The sequence below is a fragment of the Burkholderia multivorans ATCC BAA-247 genome (assembly GCF_000959525.1).
Lineage (GTDB): Bacteria > Pseudomonadota > Gammaproteobacteria > Burkholderiales > Burkholderiaceae > Burkholderia > Burkholderia multivorans.
In genome coordinates this window covers 702,542-724,209 of record NZ_CP009832.1, presented here as the reverse complement: position 1 = coordinate 724,209, position 21,668 = coordinate 702,542, and the positions used below count along the sequence as shown (strand labels likewise).

Sequence of the window (21,668 nt, the reverse complement as noted above, 5' to 3'; positions counted from 1 at the left end):
GCGTTCCTCCGGGAAGCGGGCGTCACGCGGGCTGCGCGCAGACGAACACGTGCAGATCGCGCGCGAAGCCGTCGAGTTCCTCGGCGAGTTGCCGGACGAGCCGCCCGAGGATGTTGTACGCGAGCACGGCCGGAATCGCGACGACGAGCCCGAACGCGGTCATGATCAGCGCTTCGCCGACCGGCCCCGCGACGTTCTCGATCTGCGCCTGCCCGCTCGCGGCGATGCTGCCGAGCGCATGGTAGATGCCCCATACGGTGCCGAGCAGCCCGACGAACGGCGCCGTGCTGCCGATCGACGCGAGCAGCACCTGACCGAATTCGAGGCGCCGCTGCGAGCGCAGCATCGCATGACGCAGCGCGCGCAGCACGCGTTCGCTGCGCTCGACGCGCGCGGCCAGCGCGGCCGGCTCATGTTCGTCGGCCGCGTCGCGCGCGGCCTCCGCGAGCGGCACGAACACGCGCTCGCGATCGGCACCGGCCAGGGCGGCGATGCCCGACTCGAGCGACGACGCGCGCCAGAACGCCGCGAGCGCACGTGGCCCCTGCCGCTTCGCGCGCACGAGCAGCCATGCCTTCATCAAGAGGAAGCACCAGCTGGCGATCGACATCGCCAGCAGCACGTAGGCGACGGCGTGCGTGATCGCATCGCCGCTTTCGAGGTAGTGGACAACGCCGGTGGGAATGGCCATCGGGGTTCCCCGTCGCGTCAGCGCAGGCCGAGCACGTCCTGCATGTCGAACAGGCCCGTATCGCGCGCCGACAGGAAGCGCACGGCACGCAGCGCGCCCTGCGCGTACGACACGCGGCTCGACGACTTGTGGGTAATCTCGATCCGCTCGCCGATGCCGGCGAACAGCACCGTGTGATCGCCGACGATGTCGCCGCCGCGCACGGCCGCGAAGCCGATCGTCGACGGATCGCGTTCGCCCGTCACACCGTGGCGCCCGTACACCGCGCAGTCGTCGAGCGAGCGGCCGAGTGCGCCGGCGACGGCTTCGCCCATCATCAGCGCGGTGCCCGACGGCGCGTCGACCTTGTGGCGGTGGTGCGCCTCGATGATTTCGATGTCGTAGCCGTGCGAGAAGTGCTTCGCCGCGAATTCGAGCAGCTTCAGCGTGACGTTGACGCCGACGCTCATGTTGGCCGCGAACACGATCGCGACTTTCTCGGCGGCCGCATGAAGCACGGCCTTCTGCTCCGCCGTGAAGCCGGTCGTGCCGATCACGAGCTTCACGTCGTGGCGCAGCGCGGCCTCGACGTGCGCGAGCGTGCCTTCCGGACGCGTGAAGTCGATCAGATAGTCGGCCTGCGCGAACACCGCGTCGATGTCGTCGGTCAGCTTGACGCCGGTATCCTTGCCGAGGAACGCGCCCGCGTCCTGACCGAGCGACGGCGAGCCGGCGCGGTCGAGCGCGCCGACGAGCTGCGCGTCGGCATCGTTGAGAACGGCTTCGATCAGCATCCGGCCCATCCGGCCCGATGCGCCGGCAATCGCAATCTTCATGGCTTTCTACACGACAGGTCTAAAGGCAGGCGGCGCGGGCCGCCCCGGTTGCACGCGCGCGCCGCTTACTGCGACTGCGCGGGTGCGGTGAGCGGCTGGTTCTGCAGCGTGTCGGACCCTTGCGGGCCGACCGGCGGCGCCGCTTCGTTCGAGACGTTCGGCTGCGGAGGCCGATGGAACTGGAACTGCGGCTGGATCGCCGGCACGGCGCCCGGCGGCTGGCCGCCCGGCACCGGCGCACCGCCCGATGCCTGCGCGGACGGCGTGAAGTGCCGCGTAGCGGAGCCCTGGCCGGAGACCTGATTGGTCGCGCGGTTAGCCGCGCGCGCCGCCCGCGCGTTCGCATCCTGATCGACGACCTCGCCGACCGACGTCGGCGCGCTTGCCGTCGTGACCGCACTCGCGCCGCTCGCGGCCGCGGCGGCGGCCGCCTTGTCCTTCGCCGCTTTCTTGCCGCGGCGGTCGCCGTCGATGTCGGCGAGCAGATCGAGCTCGGACGGCAGATTCTCGGCACCGGTCCAGCTCGCGAGGCGATCGCCCGAGAACGTCAGCACGAGATCGCGCTGCTGGACGACCGACGTCGAGCCGCGCTTGAAGTAGAACAGGTAATCCCAGCGGTCGGCGTGGAACATGTCCGTCAGCAGCGGCGTGCCGAGCAGCGCGCGGACCTGCTCGCGCGTCATGCCGGTCTGCAGTTGCGCGGCCTTCTCCTGCGACACGAAGTTGCCTTGCACGACGGTGATCCGATAAGGCGTGATGCTCTGCGCGATGCGCTGCGTCACGCTGTCGTACGACGAACAACCAGCCAGCGCGGCAACGGCGGCGGCAGCGATGATGGCACTCCGCATGCGGCTCCTCTGAAAGTGCGAAAGAGATTCTGGAATCATTTCCCTCACCGTGCTGGCCCGCGTCGCAGGCCGCGCGTGTTTCTGGAACGGCGAAAAGCCGGTAACATTGAAGCCCTGCATTGTACTCTAGGGACGCCTAGCCATGACCAATCCGACGGATCTCAAGAATATCGGGCTAAAGGCCACCCTACCGCGCCTCAAGATTCTCGAGATCTTCCAGCAGAGCCCCGTGCGGCACCTGACCGCCGAAGACGTCTACCGCAACCTGCTCAACGAGCAGCTCGACATCGGGCTCGCCACCGTCTATCGCGTGCTCACGCAGTTCGAGCAGGCCGGCCTGCTGTCGCGCAGCAACTTCGAATCCGGCAAGGCCGTGTTCGAGCTGAACGAAGGCTCGCACCACGACCACCTCGTCTGCCTCGACTGCGGGCGCGTCGAGGAGTTCTTCGACGCCGAAATCGAAAGCCGCCAGCAGGCGATCGCGAAGGAGCGCGGTTTCCGCCTCCAGGAGCACTCGCTTGCGATGTACGGGTCGTGCACCACCGAAAACTGCCCGCACCGCAAGCACTGACCGACAGCAGCGCCGATGCGCACACGGCCCGGCCGGCATGTCGCCGCCCGGGCCGTCTGTTTTTCCGGCGGCCGTTCGGCCGCCGCGCGCGTCAGAGCGCGCCCGCGCAAGCCGGCTCGAATTCGAGCGCCCAGGCGCCGTCGAGCGGGATCTCGTCGCAGTTCGGCTGCGGGCCGCCGCGATCGACGATCACGAAGTCGCTGACGGCATCGAGCGCGAGCAGCGGATGGTGCCACACGCCTTTCGCATAGTTGACGCCCTGCCAGCCTTCCGCGAGGAACGCGCGCATCGCGTCGGGCCGGAACTCGCCGGCCGGCGCGACGACGACCGCGTAGCGCGACACCGCCGCCAGCGGAATGAACGCCTGGCTGCCGTGCGGATGGCGCTCCATCAGCGTGAGCGCGACGGGCAGCGCACGCGGCTGCGCGCGAAACACGCTGACGAGCGGACGGCCGCCGTCCGCGCAGACGTCGATGTTCGCGAGATCGTGGAAGCGCTCGGTCGTGCCGCCGTTGATCGGGAAATGCCGGGCGCCTTCGAGTGCGATCACGTCGCCGAACGGCGCAAATGCTTCGCGGGTCAGACGCTCGACGCGCAGAGTATGCAAGCTGCTCATCGCCACTCCCTCGTCAGGCCGGTTCGCCCCACAGACGCAGCCGCGACACGCCGCCGTCCGGGAAGATGTTGAAGCGCACGTGCGTGACGGGGCCGAGCGCCGCGAGATCGTCGAACGTGTGCACGCTGTCCATCGACAGCTTCTGCTCGCCGAGCAGTTCGGGCCAGAACATCGCCTGCGTGACCAGCGAATCGTCGGTGCCGCCCGTGACGTGCGCGGCCTGCAGCGAACAGCGGTCCGGGAAGTTGCCCTTGAAGAACGCGGTATCGACTTCGACGCGCCGGATGATGCCCGGCCGCGCCAGCGCGACGATCGCCCAGTCGTTGCCGGGCTCGCGGCGGCGCCGCGTCTCCCAGCCGTCGCCCATGTTCGCGCCGCGCCCCGGCATCAGCATCTGCGAGGCGGCACCGAAGTGCTGGTTGTTCGCGGCGACCAGATAGGCGCCGTTCTCGATCGCGGCCAGATCGACCGGTTCGCCTGCAGGCACGCGGCTCCAGTCGCGCTGCGGCTGCCCGTATACGCGCAGCCGCGCGAGCCCGCCGTCCGGATACAGGTTCACGCGCAGATGCGTGTACGGCCGCGCATCGGCGACCTCGACGTAGTGATGCGCGTTGCCCTGCAGCGTCGTCGCGGCCACGATGGTGTGCCATTCGGCGTCGTCCGACGGCGTGTCGCCGTCCGCGAAGCAGGCGTCGATCGACGCGGCCGGCGGGAAATTGCCGGTGAAGTGGCTCGTATCGAGGTCGACGCCGTGGATCACGCCCGGCCGCGCGAGCCGCACGACGCAGAAATCGTGACCGGTCGTGCGCTTGCGGCGCGTCTCCCAGCCGTCCATCCACTTGCCGTGATCGTCGTACTTGCCGGGGATGAACACGGCCGGCTCGGGGTTCAGCATGCGCTCCTTCGGCGCGAAGAATTCGTCGCTCGCGAACAGCGCAGCGGCGCCCAGGCGCGGATCGGCGAGATTCATGTAGCGCCGCGTGAAGGCCGGCGCGTTCGGGTCGAGAATGGGGGCTGCCATGTCGTCTCCAATTATCGGCTGCACGTCGCGCGTCGCCGCGCGCGCCAGCCTGGCGAAGCAGGCCGGTGCGGCGGGCGCGTCACGCTTGCCCGCCTCCGTTGCCCGCCGTCCTGATGAAATGCCGGCGCATCGCTGCGCCGGCCGGTTGCAACGTGCGCGGACGGTCCGGGGCAGACCGCCGCGCGGCGCTCAGAGCGCGTGAGCCTGGTCGCCGGCGACCGGCGTCGCGCCGTCCTCCTCGGCCGGCACGTAGCGCAGCTCGCGGTTCAGCACGCGCTTCGCACGTGCGCGGTCGATGTCGTTCTCCCACACCGCGACCACGACCGTCGCGACGCAGTTGCCGATCAGGTTCGTCAGCGCGCGGGCGATCCCGACGAACCAGTCGACCGGCAGGATCAGCACGAGGCCCAGCACCGGAATCGCCGGAATCGCGGACAGCGTCGCCGCGAGAATCACGATCGCCGAGCCCGGAATCCCGTGCGCGCCCTTCGACGTGATCATCGACACGATCAGGACCACGATCAAATCGTGCGCCGACAGCGGCGTGTTGGTCGCCTGCGCGATGAACAGCACCGCGAGCGTCAGATAGATCGAGAAGCCGTCGAGGTTGAACGAATAGCCGGTCGGGATCACGAGGCCGACGGTCGAATCCTTGACGCCCATGTACTCGAGCTTGCGCATCACCTGCGGCAGCACCGCGTCCGACGAAGCCGTGCCGAGCACGATCGACAGTTCCTCGCGCAGGTAGCGGATCAGCTTGAACACCGAGAAGCCGGCGAGCCGCATCACGATGCCGAGCACGACCGTGACGAACACCGCGCAGCTCACGTAGAACACCGCGACGAGATAGCCGAGCTGCTTCAGCGATGCGACGCCGTACTTGCCGGTCGTAAACGCGATCGCGCCGAGCACGCCGAGCGGCGCGAGCTTGATGATGAAGCCGATCACGCGGAAGAACACGTGCGACAGCTCCTCGATCAGCCCGTTCACGCGCTTGGCCTTGTCGCCGAGGAGCGACAGCGCCGAGCCGAACAGCACCGCGAACACGAGGATCTGCAGGATGTCGCCCTTCGCGAATGCGTCGATGGCGGTGTCGGGGATGATCTTCATCAGGAAGCCGGCCGTGTCCTTCAGGCTCTCTGCGTTCTTCGCGTACGACGCGAGCGACGACGCGTCGAGCGAGTGCAGGTTGATGTTCATCCCCTCGCCCGGCCGCGTGAGCCAGGCGAGGACGAGCCCGATGCCGAGCGCGAGCGTCGTCATCACCTCGAAGTAGACGACGGCCTTCAAGCCGACGCGGCCGACCTTCTTCAGGTCGCCCGCATTGGCCATCCCGCTCACCACGACGCAGAACACGATCGGCCCGATCACCATCTTGATGAGCTTCAGAAAACCGTCGCCGAGCGGTTTCAGCGACTCGGCGAAATGCGGGAAGAACGCGCCGAGCGCGACCCCGAGGATCAGTGCGATCACGACTCGACCAAACAGCGAATTGAGGAACTTTGACACGGCGCTCTCCCGAGATGGGTTGCAGTTTCGTCTGTTCATACTGGTAAGACCAGTGATGTTATGGTCGATAGTAGGAAGCCGATATAGTCGCGTCAAGGCTCGTCAAAATAGGGATTTCCCGCCCCGCACCCGAACTGGTGCGACGCGGAAAACCGGCCGTGTCGTGGCTTTCCCGTAGCCGCGGATGCGCGGCGCCGGCGCGGTTTACAATGCCGGTCAGACCGGCCATCGTTCACCTCATGAAAAACGTTCCGCATACCGTGACCGACGCCGCCATCGCGACGATCCGCGACCGGATCGAGGCAGGCGTGTATCCGGTCGGCAGCCTGCTGCCGGCCCAGCGGCAGCTCTCCGAGGAGCTGGAGATCAGTCGTGCGTCGTTGCGCGAGGCGCTGTCGACGCTCGAAGCGCTCGGCATGCTGCGCATTCGCGCCGGCAAGGGCGTGTATGTCGAAAGCGCGCGCGCGACCACCGCCCATGCGTGGCAGTTCGCCGAACAGTCGTCGCCGCCCGACACGTACCAGATGCGCTACGCGCTCGAAGGCTTCGCCGCGCGGATGGCCGCGCGCGTCGTCAGCGACGACGACATCGCGTGGTTCGAAGACAATCTCGCCGATCTGCACGTCGCGCTGACCGAGAACGCGCTCGAGGACGCGTCGCAGCTCGACTTCGAGTTCCACATGCGCATCATCCATCTGGCCGGCAATGCGGCGATCGAATCGGTCCTGCGCAGCAGTGCGGACATCATGAAGGAAAGCCAGCGCATGCCGTTCTACCGGCGCGAGCTGCTGCTGTCGACCTGGCACGAGCATCGCGCGATCGTCGATGCGCTCAGTGCGCGCGACGCGGCCGCGGCCGGCACCGCGATCGAAACGCACATCTCGAATGCCGCGCAGCGCGCGGGCATCTTTTTCCCGACACCGGGCGCGTAAGCGCCGCCTACACCCTCGACGCCGGCGACGGCACGCGATACGCGAGCGCGCACTCGATGAACGCGCGCGCCGCGACGCTGCGATAGGCGCCCTTGCGCGTGAGCAGCGCGGCCGTGCGCGTCGGCAGCGGCGGGTCGACCGGCAGCGCGCACAGCTCGTCGCTGCCGCGCGCGACCGCGTCGGGCAGCACGGTCGCGAGCCGTCCGCGTCGCACGAGTTCGAGCACCGCGCTGACCGTGTTCGTCTCGATCGCGATCCGCGGCTGCGCGCGATGCTCGACGAAATAGCGGTCGATGCGCTCGCGCGTCGCAAAGGCGCGGCTCAGCAACACCAGCGGCTCGCCGCTCAGCTCGGCCGGCGTGAGCGCGCGGCGACGGCGCGCGAGCCGATGCGTGCGCGCGGTCACGAACGCGAGCGATTCGTCCCAGAGCGGCAGCGCGTCGATCTCCGGCGCGCGCGCCGGCACGAACGCGAAGCCCGCATCGAGGCGGTCTTCGACGAGCAGCGCCTCCATGCGCGCCTGCGGCATCGCGTCGATCGTCAGCACGACGTTCGGATACGCGGCATGAAACGCGTCGACGAGCGAGCCGCTCAGATAGGCCGCGAAGGTCGGCATCATCGCGAGCCGCAGCGAGCCGGTCGCGAGATCGGCCGCATCGTGCAGCGCACGCGCGCCCGCGTCGAGCGCGTGCAGCGCCGCGCGTGCGTGCTTCGCGTAGACGTCGCCGAATTCGGTGAGCCGCACCGTGCGGCCCGAGCGGTCGAACAACGGCACGCCGAGCGTTTCCTCGAGCTGGCGAATCTGCTGCGACAGCGTCGGCTGCGACACATGCAGCGCATCGGCCGCGCGCGTGAAACTGCCCTGCTCGGCGACGGCCAGGAAATAGCGGATGTGACGAAGCAGCATGGCGGCTCAAGTATTGGTTTTACCAATGCATCGTATAAGGATCGAGTCTTGGACGCTATGACTCGATTTCCGCATCATACGCACATCCGCTCCGCGCGACGCACTCGCCGTCGCGCCCCGGGGCGGCCCGGCGCAGCTGTGCAGCGCTCGGCCGCTTCGTGTGCGCAATGCGCGAGGTCTGCGGTCTCCGTGGCCGGCCGCCGCATCGGTTGCGCCGCAAGCGGCTCCGCCGTTCCCTTGACCCGCGCCGCCGACGGCCAGCGCCGCCGGCCGCCGCTTTTTTTGCGACCATGAAACCGTCTTCCGATTCCCATACGCCGCTGACACGCGGCATGACGCTGCTGTTCGCCTGCGCGTGCGGCATCGTCATCGGCAACATCTACTACGCGCAGCCGCTGCTCGCCGCGATCGCGCACAGTTTCGGCCGCGCACCGGCCGAGCTCGGCTATCTCGTCACGCTGACGCAGATCGGCTACGCGGCGAGCCTGCTGCTGATCGTGCCGCTCGGCGACGCGCTGAACCGCCACACGCTGATCGTGCGGCTACTTGCGCTGAACGTCGTTGCGCTGGTCGGCGTCGCGTTGAGTACGCAGTTTGCGATGTTCGTCGCCGCGAACGTCGCGCTCGGTTTCGTCACCTGCTCGACGCAGCTGCTCGTGCCGTTCGCCGCGTCGCTCGCCGATGCGCGCACGCGCGGCCGCGCGGTCGGCACCGTGATGAGCGGGCTGCTGCTCGGCATCCTGCTTGCGCGCGTCGCCGCGGGCGCGATCGCCGACTGGTTCGGCTGGCGCGCGGTCTACGCGATCGCCGCTGCGATGGTGCTCGCGCTGACGGTCGTGCTGGCCGTGAAGCTGCCGAAGGATCGCCGCGACGCACGACTCGACTATCCGGCGCTGATGAAATCGCTTGCCGCGCTCGTGCGCGCGCAACCGCTGATCGCGCTGCGCTCGGCATACGGCGCGCTCGTGTTCGCGTGCTTCAGCCTGCTGTGGACGGGCCTCACGTTCCTGCTCAGCCAGCCGCCCTACGGCTACAGCGAAGGCCGGATCGGCCTGTTCGGCATCGTCGGCGCGGTGGGCGCGCTGGCGGCGACGTCGGCTGGCCGGCTCGTCGATCGCGGTCACGGCAACGCGGCAACGGGACTCTTCGCGGCCGCCGTGCTCGCCTCGTTCGCGCCGATCGCCGCCGGTGCGCATTCGCTCGCCGCGCTGATCGCCGGCATTCTGTTGCTCGACGTCGGCGTCCAGGGCATGCACATCTCGAATCAGAGCGTGATCTACGCACTCGCCGGCGACGCGCGCAGCCGCGTGACGACGATCTACCTGACGAGCTATTTCGTCGGCGGCGCGCTCGGGTCGTTCGCGGCGAGCGTCGCGTATGGCCTCGACGGATGGCGCGGCGTGTGCGCGGCGGGCGGCGTGCTCGGCGGCGTGCTGGTTGCGGTGTGGCTCGCGTCGCAGCGCGTCGGCGCGCGCGAGGTCGCGCAGTGATGTGATCGGGTGCGGGGCGTGTGGCGGGTGGGTCGGGGTTGGGGGAAAGCGCTTCGCGCGTTTCGGCGGGCGTCGCTTGCCGCCCGAAGCGGCACTTCCCGTTTCTCGAAATCGGTCAACGGGGCGGTCAGTTTGGCGTTCAAGTCCTTCGTGCGACGCTTCGATCGCTGGCGCGCGGCACGTCCGGCCTCCGTCAGCCACAGGCGCGAAGCGCGGCCGGCCGTCTCGTCCGCGCGACGCTCGATCAATCCCGCCTTTTCGGTCAGGTCGGCAAGACCGCTCATTCCCGGCGCGCCGAGATCCAGCGCGGCACCGGCCTCGCTCATGAGCGCGCCGTTGTGCTCGCCCAGAAAAAACAGCAGCCCTGCCTGGGCTGCAGTGACGCCGCCCGCGGCCGCACGCATTTGCGACCACCGTTGCAGCCGGCGCTGTCCGACATTCAACAGATAGACGAGACGATGCTTCATTGACGAGCAGATATCAGCCGACGGAGTTAGTTCGCGTGCGAATTGCATCACTCGCCTCCAGCGACATTTCCGTAGCGGCCGCATCGAACGTTGGACACATTCCCCGACACGCCCTACCGAAATCCACACCGAACAAAAAAGCCCGGCCGGAAAACCGGACCGGGCTTGCATGGCGCACACGCCGCCGCATAACGGCGGCGCGCGACGCGATACTTACTTCGCGTTCGCGAACGCGACTGCCGTATCGAGCATGCGGTTCGAGAAACCCCACTCGTTGTCGTACCAGCTCGACACCTTCACGAGGCGGCCCGACACCTTCGTCAGCGTCGCGTCGAACGTCGACGAAGCCGGGTTGTGGTTGAAGTCGACCGACACCAGCGGCGCGTCGTTGTAGCCGAGGATGCCCTTCAGTGCGCCTTCCGATGCTTCCTTCATGATCGCGTTCACTTCCTCGACCGTCGTGTCGCGCTTCGCGATGAACGACAGATCGACGATCGATACGTTGATCGTCGGGACGCGGATCGCGTAGCCGTCGAGCTTGCCGTTCAGTTCCGGCAGCACGAGGCCGACCGCCGACGCCGCACCCGTCTTGGTCGGGATCTGGCTGTGCGTGGCCGAACGCGCGCGGCGCAGGTCTTCGTGATAGACGTCGGTCAGCACTTGGTCGTTCGTGTAGGCGTGGATCGTCGTCATCAGGCCGGTTTCGAGGCCGATCTTGTCGTTCAGCGGCTTGACGAGCGGCGCGAGGCAGTTCGTCGTGCACGATGCGTTCGAGATCACCGTGTGCTCGGCCTTCAGCACGTTGTGGTTCACGCCGTAGACGATCGTCGCGTCGACGTCCTTGCCGCCCGGCGCCGAGATGATCACCTTCTTCGCGCCGCCCTTCAGGTGTGCGCTCGCCTTTTCCTTCGACGTGAAGAAGCCCGTGCACTCCATCACGACGTCGACGCCGAGCTCGCCCCACGGCAGTTCGGCCGGATTGCGGTTCGCGAGCACGCGGATCTTGTCGCCGTTCACGACGAGGTAGTCGCCGTCGACCGACACTTCGCCCGGGAACTTGCCGTGCGCGGTGTCGTACTGCGTCAGGTGCGCGTTCGTCTTCGCATCGCCGAGGTCGTTGATCGCGACGATCTCGAGATCGTGCTTCTTGCCGTTTTCATAAAACGCGCGCAGCGTGTTGCGGCCGATGCGGCCGTAGCCGTTGATTGCGACGCGAATCGTCATGGTCTATCTCCTGATGGCTGAAAAAATTCGTTTCGTGCAGCTTCACGTGCGACGCGCGCGAGGGGCGGCGCGCGTCGCGAATGTGTTGATTGCTTAGGCGAGCACGGCCTTCACGGTGTCGACGACGTGGTCGACGGTGAAACCGAAATACTTGAACAGCACGCCGGCCGGTGCCGATTCGCCGAACGTGTCGATCCCGACGACGCCGCCTTCGAGGCCGACGTACTTGCGCCAGAAATCGGTTACGCCCGCTTCGATCGCGACGCGACGCACGCCGTGCGGCAGCACGCGTTCCTTGTATTCGGCATCCTGGCGGTCGAACACGGTGGTCGCCGGCATCGACACGACGCGCGCGGCGATTCCTTGCTGCGCGAGCGGCTCGACGGCCTTCATCGCGAGTTCGACCTCGGAGCCCGTCGCGATCAGGATGATCTTGCGCGCGACGACTTCCTCGTCCCAGTCCTTCAGCACGTAGCCGCCCTTCTCGATGTTCGCGATCTGGGCGTCGGTGCGCGGATTGAACGCGAGGTTCTGGCGGCTGAAGATCAGCGCCGACGGACGATGGGCCGCGACCGCGTGCGTCCATGCGACGGCGGTTTCGACCGTATCGGCCGGACGCCACACGTCGAGGTGCGGAATCAGGCGCAGGCTCGACACGTGCTCGACCGACTGGTGCGTCGGGCCGTCTTCGCCGAGGCCGATCGAATCGTGCGTGAACACGAAGATCGACGGCACCTTCATCAGCGCGGCCACGCGCAGCGCGTTGCGGCTGTAGTCGGAGAACGTCAGGAACGTGCCGCCGAACGGCTTGTGGCCGCCGTGCAGCGCGAGGCCGTTGATCGCGGCGCTCATGCCGAACTCGCGCACGCCGTAGTTGATGTGGTTGCCGAGCAGCACGCCCGCGCCTTCCGGATTCGCGCGCACGGCCTTCGAGGCCTTCCAGTTCGTCAGGTTCGAACCGGTCAGGTCGGCCGAGCCGCCGAGCAGTTCCGGCAGCACCGCGGCCAGCCCTTCGATCGCCTGCTGCGATGCCTTGCGCGTCGCCACCGTCTCGGCGCGCTCGTTCGCGCCCGCGACGATCGCCTTCGCCTTCTCGGCCCAGTCGGCCGGCAGCTGGTTCGCCATGCGGCGCTCGAATTCGGCCGCTTCCTGCGGATACTTCGCGCGATACTGCGCGAACGCGTCGTTCCACGCCGCTTCGGCACGCTTGCCGGCTTCCTTCGCGTCCCATGCCGCATAGACTTCCTGCGGAATCACGAACGGCTCCCACTTCCAGCCGAGCGCTTCGCGCGTCTTCGCGATTTCTTCCGCGCCGAGCGCCGCGCCGTGCACGTCGTGGCCGCCCGCCTTCGTCGCCGCGCCCTTGCCGATCACCGTCTTGCAACAGATCAGCGTCGGCTTGTCCGACTGCTTCGCCTTCGCGATGGCCGCGTCGACGGCATCGACGTCATGGCCGTTCACGTTCGCGATCACGTTCCAGCCGTACGCTTCGAAGCGCTTCGGCGTGTCGTCGTGGAACCAGTTGACGACGTCGCCGTCGATCGAGATGCCGTTGTCGTCGTACAGCGCGATCAGCTTGTTCAGCTTCAGCGTGCCGGCGAGCGAGCAGGCCTCGTGCGAGATGCCTTCCATCAGGCAGCCGTCGCCGAGGAACACGTACGTGTAGTGATCGACGATCTTCGCGTCCGGACGGTTGAACTCGTCGGCCATCAGCGCTTCGCCGAGCGCCATGCCGACCGCGTTCGCGAGACCCTGGCCGAGCGGGCCGGTGGTCGTCTCGACGCCCGGCGTGATGCCGTATTCGGGGTGGCCCGGCGTCTTCGAGTGCAGCTGGCGGAAGTTCTTCAGCTCTTCGATCGGCAGGTCGTAGCCGGTCAGGTGCAGCAGCGAGTACAGCAGCATCGAGCCGTGACCGTTCGACAGCACGAAACGGTCGCGATCCGCCCAGTGCGGGTTCGTCGGGTTGTGCTTCAGGTGGCGCGACCAGAGCGCCACGCCGATTTCGGCCATGCCCATCGGCATGCCCGGGTGACCGGAGTTCGCTTGCTGGACGGCGTCCATCGCGAGCGCACGGATCGCGTTGGCCATCAGGGTGGTGGAGGCGGGAGACGAAGTCGTCATGTCGAGTCCGGAGAACGAGTCGAGAAAACGGGAGCACGGCGGCATCCGGAAGCTCACGCATCGACCGTTCCCGGCGCGCAGTGCGGCGCCTGACGGACGCGAAGCGGACGGAGCCTACGGACGGGGCTGCAAAGCTCGTCATTTTAACAGATGGGCCGGGATTTCCCCGGCGCATCGGCTTGTTCCGGCACGGTTTTCCGCGAAAGCGCGCGCCTCCTATAATTCAGGCGTTGGAACTGCCCGCCTCGCGCGGCCCGCCCGTGAGCACGACCCTCCTCTTTCATCCGACACCCGACGCCACCTACGGCTTTCCGAATGCGCGCCGCCTTGCGCGCGTCGCGTCCGCGCACCAGCAGATCGAAGTCTGGGAAACCGCGCAGCTCGGCCGGCTGTTCACGCTCGACGGGCGGCCGATGACGTCCGTCGGCGACGAGTACGTCTACCACGAGTGCATGACGCATCCGGCCGCGCTCGCGCACCCGGCGCCGAAAAAGGCGCTCGTGCTCGGCGGCGGCGACGGCGGCGCCGCGCGCCAGCTGCTCAAGCATGCATGCATCGAACGGATCGTCGTCGCCGAGCTCGACGACGAAGTCGTCGGCATGGCGCGCCGCTATCTCGACGACGTCCATCAGGGCGCGCTGGACGACCCGCGCGTCGAACTCGTGATCGGCGATGCCGCCCATTTCGTCGAATCGACGGTCGAGCATTTCGATCTCGTCGTGTTCGATCTGACGCCGCCCGATTCGCCGGCCGCCGGCCTCTATACGCGCGCGTTCTACGCACGGCTCAAGCGCATCCTGACGCCGCGCGGCGCGGTGTCGATGCATCTCGGCTCGCCGCTGTTCCATGCCGCGCGGATCGCCGCGCTGCTCGAGGATCTGCGCGCGAGCTTCGCGGTCGTCGATCCGCTCTCCGCGCACGTGCCGCTGTACGGCTCGCAATGGCTGATGGCGATTGCGAGCGACACGCTCGACGCGGCCGCGCTGTTCGCGCACGACATCGACGAACGGCTCGCCGCGCGCCGCATCGAAGGCCTGCGCTACTACGATGCGCGGCTGCATGCGGCCCTTTTTGCGCTGCCGCGCGCGCTGCGCGATACACTGGGCGCTCGCCGCTGAGCGTACGCTTCGCACGCGCGCGCCGCTTCGCGCGATGCGCCAACGCGCGCAGCGAACCGGTGCACGCTCGCGCCGCCTCCCCCGAACGACAGGAGATTGCTTGATGACCGATCCACGTCCGGCCGACGTGCCTTGGTTGACGCCTTACCTGACCGTGCGCAATGCGCGCGCGTCGATCGATTTCTTCACGGCCGCATTCGGCTTCGCGCTGCGCGACGTGCTCGACGAGGACGGCGCGATCATGCACGTCGAGATGGTCTATCGCGGCCAGCTGATCGTGATGTTCGCGCCCGAGGGCGCGTTCGGCTCGACCGCGCGCACGCCGAAAAGCGCGAACGCGATCGCGCCGCAGTCGTTCTATCTGTACGTCGACGACGTCGATGCGACGTGGCAGCGCGCGCTCGACGCGGGCGCGAAGTCGCTGACCGCGCCGCAGGACCAGTTCTGGGGCGACCGGTTCGCGCAGATCGAGGATCTCGACGGCTACCGCTGGGCGCTCGCGCGCCGGCTCGAAGCATGAGCGAAGCCAGCACGACCGCGGCCGTGCCGCGCTTTTTCGTCGACACCGCGTTGCGCGCGGACGCGACGCTCGCGCTGCCCGCCGACGTCGCGCGCCACGCGCAGGTACTGCGGCTGCAGCCCGGCGATCCGCTCGCGCTGTTCGACGGCACGGGCGGCCAGTATCGCGCGCGGCTCGTCGAGATCGACAAGCGCGGTGCGCTCGCGCAAATCGACGCCTTCGATCCCGCCGAAGCCGAGCCGCCGTACCGCGTGACGCTCGCGCAGGGCATCGCGGGCGGCGACAAGATGGACTGGGTGATCGAGAAGGCAGTCGAACTCGGTGTCGCGGCCGTCGTGCCGCTGTCGACGGCCCGCGGCGTCGTGAAGCTGTCCGGCGAGCGCGCGGAAAAGCGCGTCGCGCACTGGCGCGGTGTCGTGCGCGCGTCGTGCGAACAGTGCGGCCGCAACCGCGTGCCCGACGTCGCTGCGGTGCGCGCATTCGCCGCATGGCTCGACGGCCTGGCGCCGGCGCCCGTCGACGGCGAGCTGCGGCTGCTGCTGTCGCCGCGTGCGAGCATCCCGTTCGCGTCGCTGCCCGACGCGCCGCCCGCGGCGCCGGTCACGCTGTTGATCGGGCCCGAAGGCGGCCTCTCGCCGGAGGAGGAAGCGGCCGCGCGGGCACGCGGCTTCACGGCGCTGTCGCTCGGCCCGCGCGTGCTGCGCACCGAGACGGCCGGCGCGGCCGTCCTGGCCGCCCTCGCCGCGCGCTGGGGCGGCTGGTAACGCAGCGCCCCGCCGCACGCGAGCGCCGGATGCGAAAAAGCCCGCTGACGCGGGCTTTTCTGCAGATGCCGGCGGATACCGGCAGATAGCGGATGGTTCGCCGCTTATGCGAACGAATAGAACACGCGGAACGCGACCTTGCGCTCGGCCCAGAACTCGGCGGCCTCGCGGAAGACGTCGAGCAGCGTTTCGCGCCCTTCCTTGTCGAATTTCTGTGCGATCGGCAGCCCTTCGAGCACGATCACGAAGCCCGGCTGCGCACCGGCCTTGGCGACGAGGTCGGTCAGGCAGTCGTACAGCGCGTCGTAATTCTTGCCGAAGTGCTTCGGGAACAGGAACGACGTCGCGATCGTCTCCATCACTTCCTGCTTCGACTGCGCGGCGCCGCAATACGCATAGAGGAAATGCTGGCCGAGCCGGGCGGCTTCGTCGGCGAGATCCTGAACGCGAAATGCGCGGATCGACTGCACGAGATTGGGTCGCACGGTCGTGAAAAGGCTCATAGGCTCCTCGTTCGATGAAAGCCCCGGATCGGCAGATTCCTGTTGGACCGGCGCGGCGCCGGCCTGTGCCGTCGCGCGCAGTTGCATGACGCGCTGAAACAGATTGCCGTCGCCGGCCGCGAACAGTTCCGCCGCCGCCGTATCGTGCGCGTAGATGGAGTCGCTCATGCCGTTCATCCCGAAGTCATTCAACAATACGTTTAAAACTGTTGTAGTGGTCGTCCGTGTAATAACAGTTGTCGATCCGCCGCAATGGCCCGCCGCAGACGATCCGGCGCGCGCCGCGATTGCGCGCGCGCGGCGTCGGCACCGTGTACTCGTGGTAGTAGCCGCGCTTCGCCTTCGGCAGGATCCGCTCACGGTTGCCGAACACGATGCCGTCTTTATCGTACGGATAGGGACCGCCCGCAGCGATCAGGCCGAGCGTGGTCACGGCCTCGCGCGGCAGACGGGCGGTCGGGATCGTATCGAACCCGCCGGCGGCCACATCGGCCGAAACGGTCTGCCGTGCGTAGGCGGCGGAAACCAGACTGCCCGTCGGCGTGCCGACGATACCCATCGCGAACATCGCGAAGACGGACGCGAGCGCGCCGTTGCGGAGCCACTTGCGTGCCATGAACCGGGGTTCCCGCTGTTAAATCAAATAGTTGAACGACCAGCAAAGGCGTTAGCGTAGCGCTATTGTCCGCCCGAATCAATGTTCGTTTGGGAATCGAAAGCGCGCCTTCCTGTCGAATCGCGTATTTTTTACCGAATATTCGTCATTTTTATCTTACATAGGATAAAATGAGCGCGGCATCTCCCGCGCGGCGAGTCCTGCCTCCTTGCCGCGCACACCGTCGAGGGTAGGGAGATGCTGATGTTGACTGCGGGATGTGCGCTTGCACGATGCCCGGCGGCGTGCCCGTTGCGGGCACGCCTTTTTTTCGATTGTTGACGTTTTCGCCTGCCGCGCGGCACCGGTCTGCCGGCACCGCGCGTGTGCGCTCAGCGCGCGGCGTTCACATCCGCGACGAGCAGCGCCGCCATGTTCACGATCCGGCGCACGGTCGCCGATTCGGTCAGCACGTGCACCGGCTGCGCGGCGCCGAGCAGGATCGGGCCGATCGCGATGTTGTTGCCGGCTGCCGTCTTCAGCAGGTTGTACGCGATGTTCGCAGCATCGATGTTCGGCAGCACCAGCAGGTTCGCGTCGCCTTCGAGCGTCGATTCCGGCAGGATTTCCTTGCGCAGCGCCGCGTCGAGCGCGACATCGCCGTGCATTTCGCCGTCGACGGTCAGTTCCGGTGCACGTTCCTTCAGGATCGCGAGCGTATCGCGCATCTTCTGCGCGGACGGCGCGTTGCTCGTACCGAAGTTCGAGTGCGACAGCAGTGCGACCTTCGGCTCGATGCCGAAGCGGCGCACTTCTTCCGCGGCCATGATCGTGATCTCGGCGAGTTGCTCCGGCGTCGGGTCGACGTTCACGTGCGTATCGACGAGGAAGATCTGGCGGCCGGGCAGCACGAGGCCGTTCATCGCCGCGTAGACGCTGCAGCCGGGCCGCTTGCCGATCACCTGGTCGATGAAGTGCAGATGACGGTGCGTCGTGCTGATCGTGCCGCAGATCATCCCGTCCGCTTCGCCCTTCTTCACGAGCATCGAGCCGATTAGCGTCGTGCGGCGGCGCATTTCGACGCGCGCGAGCTGTTCGCTGATGCCCTTGCGCGCCATCATTTTGTAGTAGGTCTGCCAGAAGTCGCGGTAGCGCTCGTCGTGCTCGGTGTTCACGACCGTGAAGTCGGTGCCCGGCGTCAGACGCAGCCCGTAGCGCTGGATGCGGTGTTCGATCACGGCCGGGCGGCCGATCAGGACCGGCTTCGCGAGCTTTTCGTCGACGATGATCTGAACGGCACGCAACACGCGCTCTTCTTCGCCTTCCGCGAACACGACGCGTTTCTTCTCTTCCGGCGCCGCACGCGCGATCTGGAAGATCGGCTTCATCGTCGTGCCGCTGTGATAGACGAACTGCTGCAGATGCTGCTTGTACGCTTCCATGTCCTCGATCGGACGCGTCGCGACGCCGCCGTCCATCGCGGCCTGCGCGACGGCCGGCGCGATCTTCACGATCAGGCGCGGGTCGAACGGCTTCGGAATCAGGTATTCGGGCCCGAACGACAGATCCTGGATGCCGTATGCGGTCGCGACGATGTCGCTCTGCTCCTGCTGCGCGAGCTCGGCGATCGCGTTGACGGCCGCGATTTCCATTTCCCGCGTGATCGTCGTCGCGCCGACGTCGAGCGCGCCGCGGAAGATGAACGGGAAGCACAGCACGTTGTTGACCTGGTTCGGGTAGTCGGTGCGGCCCGTCGCGAGCACGGCGTCGGGGCGCACTTCGAGCGCGACTTCCGGCAGGATTTCCGGCGTCGGGTTCGCGAGCGCGAGAATCAGCGGGCGCTCGGCCATTCCCTTCACCATCTCCTGCTTCAGCACGCCGGCAGCCGACAGGCCCAGGAAGATGTCCGCGCCGTCGATCACTTCCGCGAGCGTGCGCGCGTCGGTTTCGCGCGCGAAACGCTCCTTGTCCGGATCCATCAGCTCGGTACGGCCCTTGTAGACGACGCCGGCGAGGTCGGTCACCGTGATGTTCTCGATCGGCAGGCCGATGTCGACGAGCAGGTCCAGGCACGCGAGTGCGGCGGCGCCGGCGCCCGACGCGACGAGCTTGACCTTCTTGATGTCCTTGCCGACGACCTTCAGCCCGTTCGTGACGGCCGCGGCCACGACGATCGCGGTGCCGTGCTGGTCGTCGTGGAACACCGGAATCTTCATGCGCTTGCGCGCTTCGCGCTCGACGATGAAGCAGTCGGGCGCCTTGATGTCCTCGAGGTTGATGCCGCCGAACGTCGGTTCGAGGGCGGCGATCACGTCGACCAGCTTGTGCGGATCGGACTCGTTCAGCTCGATGTCGAACACGTCGATGCCGGCGAACTTCTTGAACAGCACGGCCTTGCCTTCCATCACCGGCTTCGACGCGAGCGGGCCGATGTTGCCGAGCCCGAGCACCGCGGTGCCGTTGGTGACGACGCCGACCAGGTTGCTGCGCGCGGTGAAGCGCGCGGCGTTCAGCGGATTCTCGACGATCTCCTCGCATGCGAACGCAACGCCCGGCGAATACGCGAGCGCGAGGTCGCGCTGGTTGATCATCTGCTTGGTCGGGGCGATGGCGACTTTGCCCGGCGTCGGGAATTCGTGGTAGTCGAGGGCGGCTTCGCGGAGCTTGGCTTTGGAGGAGGCTTGGGTGGACATGTGTCTGGTGACGTGCGGATTAGAATGACTGTTCGACGGCATTGTAGCGCCAATCGACCGCCCTCTGACCGTCGATTCGGGTGCAACAGCCGCGACAAAAATGTACTGAACGGTGCAGGAACCGCTGCCGTTCGCCCCGTACAATGCCGTTCCTTCAACCGCTTCGGGTCCATTCGCCGTGCCAGACGCCCTGTCCGAGTTTTCGCTGATCGATCGCTTCTTCGCGCGCCGCGCGGCCCGCGGCGCACGCGCGTCGACCCTCGGCATCGGCGACGATTGCGCGCTGATCGCGCCGCGTTCCGGAAAATTGCTGGCCATTTCGACGGATATGCTCGTCGAGGGCCGGCACTTCTTCCCGGACGTCGCGCCCGAGGCGCTCGGCCACAAGACGCTCGCGGTCAATTTGTCGGACCTGGCGGCGATGGGCGCCGAGCCGCGCGCGTTCACGCTCGCGTGCGCGCTGCCGCGCGCCGATGCCGCATGGCTCGAAGCATTCAGCAACGGGCTGTTCGCGCTGGCCGAGCGCTACGGCTGCGAGCTGATCGGCGGCGACACGACGAGCGGGCCGTTGAATCTGTGCGTGACCGTGTTCGGCGAAGTCGCGCCCGACGCCGCGCTGCGCCGCGACGCCGCGCGCGACGGCGACGACGTCTGGGTGTCGGGCACGCTCGGCGATGCACGCGCCGGGCTCGGTGTCGCGCGCGGCGAATGGGCGGCCGGCGCCGACGCGGCGGCCGCGTTCCGGGAGGCGCTCGAGCGGCCCGAGCCGCGCGTCGCGCTCGGCGTCGCACTCGCCGGCGTCGCCCATGCGGCGCTCGACATTTCAGACGGCCTCGCCGGCGATCTGCAGCACATCCTGACGCGCTCGAACGTGTGCGCCGACATCGACGCCGACGCGGTGCCGCGCTCGGCCGCGCTCGCGACGCTGCCGGCCGACGTGCAGCGTCGCTGCACGCTCGCGGGCGGCGACGACTACGAGCTCTGCTTCACCGCGCCCGCGTCCGCCCGCGCGGCCGTCGCGGCGGCCGGCGCGAAGGCGGGCGTCGCGGTCACGCGTATCGGTACAATACGCGCGTTGTCCGCACCGTCGGAGCGCCCCGCGATCGCGTGGCACGACGCCGCCGGCGCGCCTCTCGCCCTCACGTTGCACGGCTTCGACCATTTCCATGCAGACTGATCCGACGCCCGCGCCGCAAGCCGCGCCCGACACCGGCACGGCGCCCCGCGCGCCGCAGCGCGCGAGCGCGCGCTTCATGCTGTCGCATCCCGCGCACATCGTGTCGCTCGGCTTCGGCAGCGGTCTCGCGCCGTTCATGCCCGGCACGTTCGGCTCGCTGTTCGGCTGGCTCGCGTTCGTCGCGCTGAACCGCTATCTGACCGTGCCCGAATGGTGGTTGCTGATCGCGCTCGCGTTCGTCGCGGGCATTGCGATCACGGGCTTCACCGCGCGCAGAATGGGCGTCGCCGATCCGGGCGCCGTCGTCTGGGACGAGATCGTCGCGATCTGGCTCGTGATGCTGTTCGTCACGCCGGCGACGTTCGTCGGCCAGCTGTGGGCGTTCGTCGTGTTCCGCTTCTTCGACATGGTGAAGCCGCCGCCGATCCGCCATTTCGACCGTCGCCTGAGCGGCGGGCTCGGCATCATGGTCGACGATCTGGTCGCCGCGTTCATGACGCTGCTCGTGATCGCGCTGTGGCGCTCGCTCGTCGGCTGACCGATTACCGACTTCCGTTTCCAGACGCGCATGCCTACCGATTCCGTCGTCCATCAGCTTGCGATCCGCGCAGGCAACAAGCTGCGTGACGAGCACCTGATGCTCGCCACCGCCGAATCCTGCACCGGCGGCCTGATCGCCGCGGCCATCACCGACATCTCCGGCAGCAGCCAGTGGTTCGAGCGCGGCTTCGTCACATATTCGAATCAGGCCAAAAGCGAGATGATCGGCGTGCCGCCCGATCTGATCGAGAAGCACGGCGCGGTCAGCGAGCCGGTCGCGCGCGCGATGGCCGAAGGCGCGCTGCGCAACAGCCGCGCGCAGGTCGCGCTGTCCGTCACCGGCATTGCGGGCCCCGCAGGCGGCAGCGAGAAAAAACCGGTCGGCACCGTGTCGTTCGCATGGAGCAACCGGCTTCATACCGACGTCGAAACGCTCGTATTCAAGGGCGATCGCGAGCAGATCCGCACGCAGGCGGCCGCGCATGCGCTGCGCGGGCTGCTGAAGCTGCTCGACGAACGCGAGGGCTGACGCGCGCGCGGCCGTGC

Annotated in this window: 21 protein-coding genes and 1 pseudogene; 9 read left to right on the top strand and 13 right to left on the bottom strand. The window is 67.8% G+C overall.

Annotated features, from left to right (window positions below; all coding sequences use genetic code 11):
* Positions 1-22: 22 nt before the first annotated feature.
* From NP80_RS15810 to NP80_RS15800, 3 genes are all read right to left on the bottom strand, one after another.
* A complete protein-coding gene (locus tag NP80_RS15810; protein WP_006407571.1) occupies positions 23-691 on the bottom strand; it encodes a MotA/TolQ/ExbB proton channel family protein in 669 nt (222 codons plus the stop codon).
* 17 nt (positions 692-708) lie between these two features.
* The gene (gene dapB, locus NP80_RS15805) at positions 709-1,506 is read right to left on the bottom strand and encodes a 4-hydroxy-tetrahydrodipicolinate reductase (protein ID WP_006407572.1); all 798 of its coding nucleotides are present in this window, start codon (positions 1,504-1,506) and stop codon (positions 709-711) included.
* A gap of 65 nt (positions 1,507-1,571) precedes the next feature.
* Positions 1,572-2,354, bottom strand: coding sequence for an outer membrane protein assembly factor BamE (locus NP80_RS15800; RefSeq protein WP_006400348.1), 783 nt, complete (start codon positions 2,352-2,354; stop codon positions 1,572-1,574).
* A 142-nt stretch (positions 2,355-2,496) separates the two neighbouring features.
* On the opposite strand from NP80_RS15800, the gene fur reads away from it, so the two are divergent.
* Positions 2,497-2,925, top strand: a complete 429-nt coding sequence (fur, locus tag NP80_RS15795; protein ID WP_006400349.1) for a ferric iron uptake transcriptional regulator — start codon at positions 2,497-2,499, stop codon at positions 2,923-2,925.
* 91 nt (positions 2,926-3,016) lie between these two features.
* Here fur and NP80_RS15790 read toward each other — a convergent pair whose 3' ends face one another.
* The 3 genes from NP80_RS15790 to NP80_RS15780 all read right to left on the bottom strand — a co-directional run bounded on the left by NP80_RS15790 (position 3,017) and on the right by NP80_RS15780 (position 6,071).
* A complete protein-coding gene (locus NP80_RS15790; protein ID WP_006407573.1) occupies positions 3,017-3,541 on the bottom strand; it encodes an ureidoglycolate lyase in 525 nt (174 codons plus the stop codon).
* 13 nt (positions 3,542-3,554) lie between these two features.
* Entirely contained in the window at positions 3,555-4,562 is a 1,008-nt protein-coding gene (alc, locus tag NP80_RS15785) for an allantoicase (RefSeq protein WP_006407574.1), read from the bottom strand.
* A 189-nt stretch (positions 4,563-4,751) separates the two neighbouring features.
* Complete coding sequence (locus NP80_RS15780; RefSeq protein WP_006400352.1) at positions 4,752-6,071, bottom strand: C4-dicarboxylate transporter DctA; 1,320 nt, start codon at positions 6,069-6,071, stop codon at positions 4,752-4,754.
* Between the two features lie 209 nt (positions 6,072-6,280).
* Here NP80_RS15780 and NP80_RS15775 point away from each other — a divergent pair, with 209 nt between their 5' ends.
* Entirely contained in the window at positions 6,281-7,003 is a 723-nt protein-coding gene (locus NP80_RS15775; protein ID WP_006407575.1) for a FadR/GntR family transcriptional regulator, read from the top strand.
* A 7-nt stretch (positions 7,004-7,010) separates the two neighbouring features.
* Here NP80_RS15775 and cynR read toward each other — a convergent pair whose 3' ends face one another.
* A complete protein-coding gene (gene cynR, locus NP80_RS15770) occupies positions 7,011-7,910 on the bottom strand; it encodes a transcriptional regulator CynR (protein ID WP_006407576.1) in 900 nt (299 codons plus the stop codon).
* A 290-nt stretch (positions 7,911-8,200) separates the two neighbouring features.
* Here cynR and NP80_RS15765 point away from each other — a divergent pair, with 290 nt between their 5' ends.
* Positions 8,201-9,400 carry an MFS transporter gene (locus NP80_RS15765; protein ID WP_006407577.1) on the top strand — a complete coding sequence of 400 codons (1,200 nt, stop codon included), beginning with the start codon at positions 8,201-8,203 and terminating at the stop codon, positions 9,398-9,400.
* 104 nt (positions 9,401-9,504) lie between these two features.
* Here NP80_RS15765 and NP80_RS29720 read toward each other — a convergent pair.
* From NP80_RS29720 to tkt, 3 genes and pseudogenes are all read right to left on the bottom strand, one after another.
* Positions 9,505-9,867: pseudogene (locus NP80_RS29720) on the bottom strand (MarR family winged helix-turn-helix transcriptional regulator); the annotation flags it as partial.
* 213 nt (positions 9,868-10,080) lie between these two features.
* Positions 10,081-11,091 carry a type I glyceraldehyde-3-phosphate dehydrogenase gene (gene gap, locus NP80_RS15760; RefSeq protein ID WP_006407578.1) on the bottom strand — a complete coding sequence of 337 codons (1,011 nt, stop codon included), beginning with the start codon at positions 11,089-11,091 and terminating at the stop codon, positions 10,081-10,083.
* A 93-nt stretch (positions 11,092-11,184) separates the two neighbouring features.
* Positions 11,185-13,257, bottom strand: a complete 2,073-nt coding sequence (tkt, locus tag NP80_RS15755; RefSeq protein WP_006400360.1) for a transketolase — start codon at positions 13,255-13,257, stop codon at positions 11,185-11,187.
* A 215-nt stretch (positions 13,258-13,472) separates the two neighbouring features.
* Here tkt and speE point away from each other — a divergent pair, with 215 nt between their 5' ends.
* The 3 genes from speE (at position 13,473) to NP80_RS15740 (ending at position 15,614) form a co-directional block, all read left to right on the top strand.
* On the top strand, positions 13,473-14,330 hold the full coding sequence (speE, locus tag NP80_RS15750) for a polyamine aminopropyltransferase (protein ID WP_006407580.1): 858 nt from the start codon (positions 13,473-13,475) through the stop codon (positions 14,328-14,330).
* Positions 14,331-14,433: 103 nt separating this feature from the next.
* Positions 14,434-14,850: a VOC family protein gene (locus NP80_RS15745; protein WP_006411974.1), complete on the top strand. Its 417-nt coding sequence runs from the start codon at positions 14,434-14,436 to the stop codon at positions 14,848-14,850.
* Positions 14,847-15,614, top strand: a complete 768-nt coding sequence (locus NP80_RS15740) for a 16S rRNA (uracil(1498)-N(3))-methyltransferase (RefSeq protein ID WP_006407582.1) — start codon at positions 14,847-14,849, stop codon at positions 15,612-15,614. Before NP80_RS15745 ends, NP80_RS15740 begins: the two co-directional genes overlap by 4 nt.
* Before the next feature lie 104 nt (positions 15,615-15,718).
* Here NP80_RS15740 and NP80_RS15735 read toward each other — a convergent pair whose 3' ends face one another.
* The 3 genes from NP80_RS15735 to NP80_RS15725 all read right to left on the bottom strand — a co-directional run bounded on the left by NP80_RS15735 (position 15,719) and on the right by NP80_RS15725 (position 19,447).
* The gene (locus NP80_RS15735) at positions 15,719-16,285 is read right to left on the bottom strand and encodes a barstar family protein (protein ID WP_012214136.1); all 567 of its coding nucleotides are present in this window, start codon (positions 16,283-16,285) and stop codon (positions 15,719-15,721) included.
* 16 nt (positions 16,286-16,301) lie between these two features.
* A complete protein-coding gene (locus NP80_RS15730) occupies positions 16,302-16,733 on the bottom strand; it encodes a ribonuclease (protein WP_006407584.1) in 432 nt (143 codons plus the stop codon).
* Positions 16,734-17,104: 371 nt separating this feature from the next.
* On the bottom strand, positions 17,105-19,447 hold the full coding sequence (locus tag NP80_RS15725) for an NADP-dependent malic enzyme (protein WP_035489643.1): 2,343 nt from the start codon (positions 19,445-19,447) through the stop codon (positions 17,105-17,107).
* Positions 19,448-19,583: 136 nt separating this feature from the next.
* Here NP80_RS15725 and thiL point away from each other — a divergent pair, with 136 nt between their 5' ends.
* The 3 genes from thiL to NP80_RS15710 are packed head-to-tail and all read left to right on the top strand — an operon-like array spanning position 19,584 to position 21,651.
* The gene (thiL, locus tag NP80_RS15720) at positions 19,584-20,582 is read left to right on the top strand and encodes a thiamine-phosphate kinase (RefSeq protein ID WP_045593912.1); all 999 of its coding nucleotides are present in this window, start codon (positions 19,584-19,586) and stop codon (positions 20,580-20,582) included.
* On the top strand, positions 20,572-21,120 hold the full coding sequence (locus NP80_RS15715) for a phosphatidylglycerophosphatase A family protein (RefSeq protein ID WP_006410847.1): 549 nt from the start codon (positions 20,572-20,574) through the stop codon (positions 21,118-21,120). The genes thiL and NP80_RS15715 overlap by 11 nt, the downstream gene beginning before the upstream one ends.
* A gap of 30 nt (positions 21,121-21,150) precedes the next feature.
* A complete protein-coding gene (locus tag NP80_RS15710; protein ID WP_006400369.1) occupies positions 21,151-21,651 on the top strand; it encodes a CinA family protein in 501 nt (166 codons plus the stop codon).
* The last annotated feature ends 17 nt before the right edge of the window (positions 21,652-21,668 follow it).